Below are 6,811 nucleotides of genomic sequence, written 5' to 3'. Positions count from 1 at the left end.
GTCAGTATTGGCGCAAGCGAACCAAGTACCTCAATCAGTGTTATCACTGTTGGGCTAATCGCTCTGAGTTGTTTGAAAAAGGCGCCGATTGGCGCCTTTTTTATTAGTAGAGGCAGTATATGATGCTCACTTTTAAGGCGAATTTATGGCGTGGTCGGCGACAACCATTACTTCAGTCAACCTAATCAATGACGTGATTCCGAAGCTGAAGACGGTGGAGTTTATTTTACAAGGTAAGCTGCAACAGGCTATTGATCATGGTCCTAGCGCTGAGAACCGGACTAAATATCAGTTACTGCAACAAGAATTTGAGTTAGAGCTATTGATGATTCAAATGAATTTAGAGCATTTACTTCATCGTTATACTCAAGATTTACAGCCTACGGCTGGTCGGCTTGATAACAAAGTTTTAGATCTAGACGATAACGAGCGTGTGGCAATCACTGCGGTCTATCAATTGTATGAACGTGTTTGTGCGATCACGACCAAACTTTAGTTGCTTCGTTAAATTGTTTAAAGTTTCAGCAATGATTGCCGATATATCGTTATAACCTCATTGTTTGGAGAACTGTTATGGCGTCGCCTATTAATGAAGCCGGTTTAAATTGGCCGGTAACATCGGCAGCTGCCGAGCAACAACGGCTTGATCGGGTACTACAGCAATTGCCTGCGGTACGCCAAAGTGAAGCTCAAAAGGAACTGAAAAAAGACGAATTGGTGAAACCTATTCAACAAATCAACGAAGTGATGAACAATTACGGTATTCATTTTGAAATGAATGATGATGCTGGTCGAGTGGTGGTTAAAGTGATTAGCCGCGATTCCGGTGAGGTGATTCGGCAAATCCCATCAGAAGAAGTGATTCGCATTGCCCAGCATCTGCATGAAATGTCTGGCTTGCTGGTCCGCGAGCAAGCCTAGCAGGTCACCATGACGACGCCATGCAGGTGTTCTACACCTGCATGTTCATGATTTCTTTGTAAGCGCTTACTAATTTGTTTCGTACTTGTACACCCATCTCAAAAGCCAGCCCGGCTTTTTGTTTATCCACCATCACTTGGTTTAGAGACACGTTCGGGTCACCTAACTGAAAGGCTTTGGTGTTGGCTGCGGCAGTTTGTTGCAGACTATTAATTCGTTCCAGGGATTGTTTTAATTCAGTGGCAAAACCACCCTGTGGTACTGCGCTGTTTGCAGCGCCTATTGCGTTGGCTGCCATCGAGCTCGCTGAAGGAGCTGCTGTTTCGGCTTTAAGCGCTTGCATTTGTTGCAATGCGGTTTGAATTGCGGGTACGCTCATCATTGTCCTTGGTGCTAGTTAGGCCATTTTTATGCATGCCACTATACCCAGTTGAATCGCTAGTGAAGCAAACAATAAGCCTTAAAAAAGTGCCTTTATTGCCCCTTTGAGTTGCCACTACCTGCGCATAATGTGCACTAGATAAATCCGTCTACCCTAGACGACATTTCCGTCATTTGATTAACCGAATTGAGACCCAAGGCCCCATGGAAGCATCTGCAACAGTGACCCAAGCCGGTACCGCTAGTAATAGCCCAGACTGGCTGGCCAAGTTAAAACAAACCGGTATGGTGCCATTATTGATTGGCGGAGCTGCATTCATCGGCTTGGTTTTTGCCCTAGTGATGTGGGCTAGTGCGCCTGAATATCGCGTGCTTTATAGCAATTTAAGCGAAGCTGATGGTGGCCGTATTGTGACTCAACTGGACACCATGCAAGTGCCCTATCAGCTAAACGGCAATGGGACTATTTTGGTACCTAGTAACGATGTGCATAAGCTGCGTTTACAAATGGCTGAGCAAGGTTTACCGCAAGGGGGCAATGCTGGTTTCTCACTCATGGACAACCAAGCCTTTGGGATCAGTCAGTTTGCCGAGCAAGTTAATTTTCAGCGTGCCTTAGAAGGCGAACTAGCCAGCTCCATGGAATCTCTCGGCCCTGTACTCAAAGCACGAGTGCATTTAGCCATGGCTAAAGCCTCCGTGTTTGTCCGTGAACGTGAGCCAGCCAAAGCCTCGGTTATTCTTACCTTGCATCCTGGCCGCAAGCTTGGCGATGGACAGGTACAAGCGATTATCCACATGGTTTCAAGCAGTGTTCCCGAGTTAGCACCGGAACAGGTTACTGTGGTGGACCAATACGGCTCCTTATTGTCGAACAGCAATCAAGAAGACGCTCAAATCGGTTCTAAATTAGAGTACATCCATCAGTTAGAGCGCTCCTATCAAGAACGTATCGAAAATATTTTGAGCCCGATCCTTGGCCGCGATAATATCCAAGCCCAAGTTGTTGCTGAAGTCGATTTTGCCAAGCGTGAAGCGACCGCCGAGCGTTATAGCCCCAATCAAACGCCCGAAACTGCGGCTATCCGTAGTATTCAACGCAATCTCAGTATGCAGGGCAATGGCCAGGGCGCTAGCGGCGTTCCCGGAGCATTGAGCAATACGCCTCCTGGTGTAGCTGCATCACCGATCGAGTCGATCACCAATGCCGATGAAGCCACGGCTGCCGACAACACCAATCCACAACAAATTCAGCAAGATCAAGTGGTTAATTACGAAGTTGACCGTACCGTTGAACACGTTGACCACCAGCGCGGCCAACTGCAACGACTAAGCGTGGCCGTGGTTATCAATCATCGCAGTGTGTTAGACGAAGAAGGCGTGCCGCAATTAGTTCCACGCAGTGAAGAAGAGCTTGATTACATTAATCGGCTGGTACGCCAGGCTATGGGCTTTTCAGAAGTCCGTGGCGATCAGCTCGAAGTGGTGAATAGCGTGTTTGTACGACAACGCACCACCGACGAACAGCTGCCTTGGTACGAGCAACCGTCAATGGTTGATTTTATCAAGCAGCTAGCTCGGTACGTTGTTGCTGGTATCGGCGTGTTATTACTGTATTTGCTGATTCTACGGCCGTTGTTAAAACGCTATACACCAGCTCCTACAGTAACTGAGCCCGTTGAAACTCGTGGCCGTCTACGCGCAGTGGTCGGCGACGATGATGATGCCGTTGCTGCAAATGGCAGCAGTCGCAGTCGTCGAGCGGGCGGCGGTTACGCTGATGACGATGAGCTTGAAGTGGATGACAATACCCCTAGCGATCCTTTCCATTGGCCGAAACAGCAACGTAATGCTAGCTATATTCAAGCCTTAGCGAAGGCGAAAGAAGCAGCACAAAGTAACCCACGCCAAGTAGCTCGTATTTTACAAAATTGGATGAACGAAGATGACCACGTCTAACCCAACGAGCACGACGCCGGCTAACAATGGCGTCAAAGCAGGCAAAGAAACCACCGGGCTACGGCGGGCTGCTTTGCTGCTATTGATGATTGAAGAAGAATCTGCTGCAGAAGTCTTTAAACATTTCGCGCCTAACCAAATACAAAAAATCAGTAAGGAAATGACGCGCCTTAATGACGTATCCCATGCCGAAATCAAAGCGGTGCTGGAGCTCTTCCATCAGCATCTGGCCGACACCCCATCGCTAGATAAATACGACGATTACGTGCGTTCTGTGTTAACCAAAGCGCTTGGTACCGACCGTGCCAACTCACTGATTGAAGACGTGCTTGAGCACAAAGTGGGTGGCATTGGTATAGACGCATTAAACATGATGGACGTACCAGAAGTTGCTGAAATGATTAAAGATGAGCATCCGCAAATCATTGCCACCATCTTAATCCACCTGGATCGTGCCCAAGCGGCAAAAGTACTAGAATTATTTGATGAGCGCCTACGCAACGACGTGGTGCTGCGAGTTGCCACCTTTACCGGGGTGCAGCCAGCGGCTTTACAAGAGCTGACCGAGGTGCTTGGCGGTATGTTAGATGGCCAATCGCTCAAGCGCAGCAAAATGGGCGGAGTGCGAACCGCTGCAGAAATACTCAACTTACTTTCTGCGGGCCAAGAAGATACTGCATTGGAAAATATTCGCGCCTACAACGACGAGTTGGCACAAAAGATTGTCGACGAAATGTTCTTGTTCGAAAACTTATTGGATTTGGACGACCGCAGTATCCAAGTACTCTTGCGTCAGGTAGAAACCTCATCGTTGGTGATTGCTCTCAAGGGCGCACCCGACGAATTGGTGGAGAAATTCCTACGCAATATGTCCCAGCGTGCGGCACAGCTTATTCGTGAAGAAATGGAGACTCGTGGACCGATCCGAGTATCGCAAGTGGAAGGCGAACAAAAAGCTATTCTGCAGGTGGTTCGTCGCTTGGCCGATGCTGGTGAAATTGTCTTGAGTAGCGGTGACGATGCCTACGTTTAAGCCTTTTTTTACTGAACCAAGCTCTACCAATAGCAACTCTGAGCAAGAGTGGCAAAGCTGGAACATGCGTTCGTTAAATCAGCCGGCGCCGTCCAAACCACCAACACCCGCCGACAATGCTCAGGTTAAAACGGCCGAGTTTGCCCAGCAAAGCGAACTTAAGAAGTTACAAGAGCAAGCGCGTACCGAGGCCGCTGAACAAGGCCATGCCGAGGGGCATAAGGCAGGTTACGACGCAGGTTACGCTGAGGGCCTAGCGGCGGGTAAATCGGCCGCAGAAGAAGCCGCAAAAGCCGAACTAGCACAAGCTCTAGCGCCATTAGCAGACTTATTAAAAAGTGCCGACAGCGCTATCAATAGCATGAGCGAGCAGTTAGCTGATAGCTTACTGCAATTAGCCATGACGGTAGGAAAACAACTTGCCGGTGAAGCCTTGGCGGCGAATCCTGAGCAAATCATTGCGCTTATCCGCGATATCATTCATGAAGACCCCTTGCTGGGTGAACGCCCCACGCTAGTTCTGCATCCACAAGATCTGGCGCTCGTGGAACAGCACATGCAAGATGAGCTCGCCAGTTTACGCTGGAAATTAAGAACCGATGAGCGATTAGAGCGCGGCGGCTGTAAGTTACTCACCTCTCAAGGTGAATTAGACGCAACCATCGAAACCCGCTGGCAACGTATGCTACAGCAAGTACGAGGGCGACATGCCTAATTCGGCCCGCCTATTGGCCCACTGGCAACAAACGCTTACCAGCGTACAGCAGCGCCTTAACGAACAGCCGCGTTGGTTTATGTGCGGCCGCTTGGTGCGGGCCACCGGCATGGTACTTGAGGCTGTGGGCTTACGAGTGCCGGTTGGCAGCCATTGCTGTATTGAAGCCAATTCCAACAGCATTACTGCTGAAGTGGTTGGTTTTGCAGGTGATATTACTTATTTAATGCCACTCAACAACGTGCAAGGATTAGTGCCAGGCGCACGCGTGGTGCCTTTTACCGACAACGACCAAAGCGGTCAGCGCTTTCCTCTGGGCCCTGCGTTATTAGGACGGGTGTTAGATGGTTTAGGGCAGCCTTTAGATAATCGGCCATTGCCTAAACACACAGAATTTGGCGGCCTTACTAGTGCTCCTATCAACCCCATGCAACGTGCCCCTATCGATACTCCTATCGATGTTGGTATTCGTGCTATCAATGGCTTACTGACCGTTGGTCGCGGCCAACGCATGGGCCTATTTGCCGGCTCTGGTGTGGGTAAATCTGTTTTGCTTGGCATGATGGCGCGCTTTACTCAAGCCGACGTGATTGTGGTGGGTTTAATTGGTGAGCGTGGTCGTGAGGTCCAAGAGTTTATTGATCATATTCTTGGGCCACAAGGGATGGCCAGGTCCGTGGTGGTAGCTGCACCCGCAGATTCATCGCCGTTACAACGCCTTCAAGGCGCTACCTATGCTACCCGCTTAGCCGAAGACTTTCGCGATCGCGGCCAACATGTGTTATTGATTATGGATTCTCTTACTCGATATGCCATGGCGCAACGTGAAATCGCCTTAGCTATTGGCGAGCCCCCAGCTACTAAAGGGTATCCACCAAGTGTCTTCGCTAAATTACCTAGCTTAGTTGAACGCGCCGGTAATGGTACCCGTGGTGGCGGCTCTATCACTGCATTTTATACGGTGTTAACTGAAGGCGATGACCAACAAGATCCGATCGCTGATAGCACCCGCGCCATTCTCGATGGCCACATTGTTTTATCACGTGAATTAGCTGAGAGTGGACACTACCCGGCCATTGATATTGAGGCCTCTATCAGTCGCGTTATGCCTAGCATTACCGCGCCTAATCAGTTGCAAAGTGCGCAACGCTTGAAAAAACTATTCTCGGTCTATCAACGCAATCGCGATCTTATTAGTGTGGGTGCTTACAGCCCGGGCCACGACCCCCTCTTAGATCAGGCGGTGCAAAAACAACCGCAAATCGAGCGCTTCTTACAACAGCAAATGCACGAACAAGCACCTTTTGAGGCCGCTTTTAAAGGCTTAACCTCGTTAGTAGGAGGGGCATAATGAATTCTACCGCATTGTCTTTGTTAACCGAGCGTGCTGAACAAGCTCGGACCGAGGCAGCTGTGTTGCTCGCCTCTGAGCGGCAGAACAAAGTAAAGATTTCGCAGCAGTTACAGGTGTTGCAGCAATATCGCAATGAATATGCGGCACAGTTGCAACAGCAATTGCAGGCGGGCTTGCCAAGCGTGATGGTAACCACTTACCGGCGTTTTTTAAGTAGTTTAGATCAAGCCATCACGCAGGCTCAGCAAGCGTTGGTACAACAGCAACAAAAAGTAGCTCACAGTACCAAGCATTGGCAGCAGCAACAGCAGCAGTTGCAGTCTTATCAAACCCTAGCACAACGGCAGCAGGATAAGGCGCAGCAACAACAAAATAAACGCGAGCAAAAGCTGGCTGACGAACTATCCATCGCGATGTACGTACGTCAGCAACAGGCGCTTAAATAAGG

General features: G+C 49.5%; 8 protein-coding genes. 7 read left to right on the top strand and 1 reads right to left on the bottom strand.

Translation table 11 applies throughout. The features are described 5' to 3' along the window. Nucleotides 1-145 precede the first annotated feature (145 nt). Together ACQ661_RS11190 and ACQ661_RS11185 are read left to right on the top strand one after the other, a co-directional pair. Nucleotides 146-496, top strand: a complete 351-nt coding sequence (locus ACQ661_RS11190; protein WP_153826524.1) for a hypothetical protein — start codon at nucleotides 146-148, stop codon at nucleotides 494-496. 77 nt (nucleotides 497-573) lie between these two features. Beyond that, complete coding sequence (locus tag ACQ661_RS11185; protein ID WP_110075740.1) at nucleotides 574-921, top strand: flagellar protein FlaG; 348 nt, start codon at nucleotides 574-576, stop codon at nucleotides 919-921. A 31-nt stretch (nucleotides 922-952) separates the two neighbouring features. On the opposite strand, the gene fliE is transcribed toward ACQ661_RS11185, so the two are convergent. Continuing rightward, a complete protein-coding gene (gene fliE, locus ACQ661_RS11180) occupies nucleotides 953-1,300 on the bottom strand; it encodes a flagellar hook-basal body complex protein FliE (protein ID WP_110075741.1) in 348 nt (115 codons plus the stop codon). A 206-nt stretch (nucleotides 1,301-1,506) separates the two neighbouring features. Between fliE and fliF the strand changes: the two genes are divergently transcribed. Genes fliF through fliJ form a run of 5 tightly spaced genes read left to right on the top strand, consistent with a single transcriptional unit; the run spans nucleotide 1,507 to nucleotide 6,809 of the window. Further along, nucleotides 1,507-3,261, top strand: a complete 1,755-nt coding sequence (gene fliF / locus ACQ661_RS11175; RefSeq protein WP_431668344.1) for a flagellar basal-body MS-ring/collar protein FliF — start codon at nucleotides 1,507-1,509, stop codon at nucleotides 3,259-3,261. Further along, complete coding sequence (gene fliG / locus ACQ661_RS11170; RefSeq protein WP_431668343.1) at nucleotides 3,248-4,294, top strand: flagellar motor switch protein FliG; 1,047 nt, start codon at nucleotides 3,248-3,250, stop codon at nucleotides 4,292-4,294. The genes fliF and fliG overlap by 14 nt, the downstream gene beginning before the upstream one ends. Next, on the top strand, nucleotides 4,281-5,009 hold the full coding sequence (gene fliH / locus ACQ661_RS11165; protein ID WP_431668342.1) for a flagellar assembly protein FliH: 729 nt from the start codon (nucleotides 4,281-4,283) through the stop codon (nucleotides 5,007-5,009). The genes fliG and fliH overlap by 14 nt, the downstream gene beginning before the upstream one ends. Next, complete coding sequence (gene fliI / locus ACQ661_RS11160) at nucleotides 5,002-6,360, top strand: flagellar protein export ATPase FliI (protein WP_431668341.1); 1,359 nt, start codon at nucleotides 5,002-5,004, stop codon at nucleotides 6,358-6,360. The genes fliH and fliI overlap by 8 nt, the downstream gene beginning before the upstream one ends. Next, nucleotides 6,360-6,809, top strand: a complete 450-nt coding sequence (gene fliJ / locus ACQ661_RS11155) for a flagellar export protein FliJ (RefSeq protein WP_153826519.1) — start codon at nucleotides 6,360-6,362, stop codon at nucleotides 6,807-6,809. The genes fliI and fliJ overlap by 1 nt, the downstream gene beginning before the upstream one ends. Nucleotides 6,810-6,811: the final 2 nt, after the last annotated feature.

It is taken from the genome of Pseudidiomarina sp. WS423, assembly GCF_050750165.1.
GTDB lineage: Bacteria > Pseudomonadota > Gammaproteobacteria > Enterobacterales > Alteromonadaceae > Pseudidiomarina > Pseudidiomarina fusca.
This window is presented reverse-complemented; position numbering and strand designations above follow the sequence as displayed.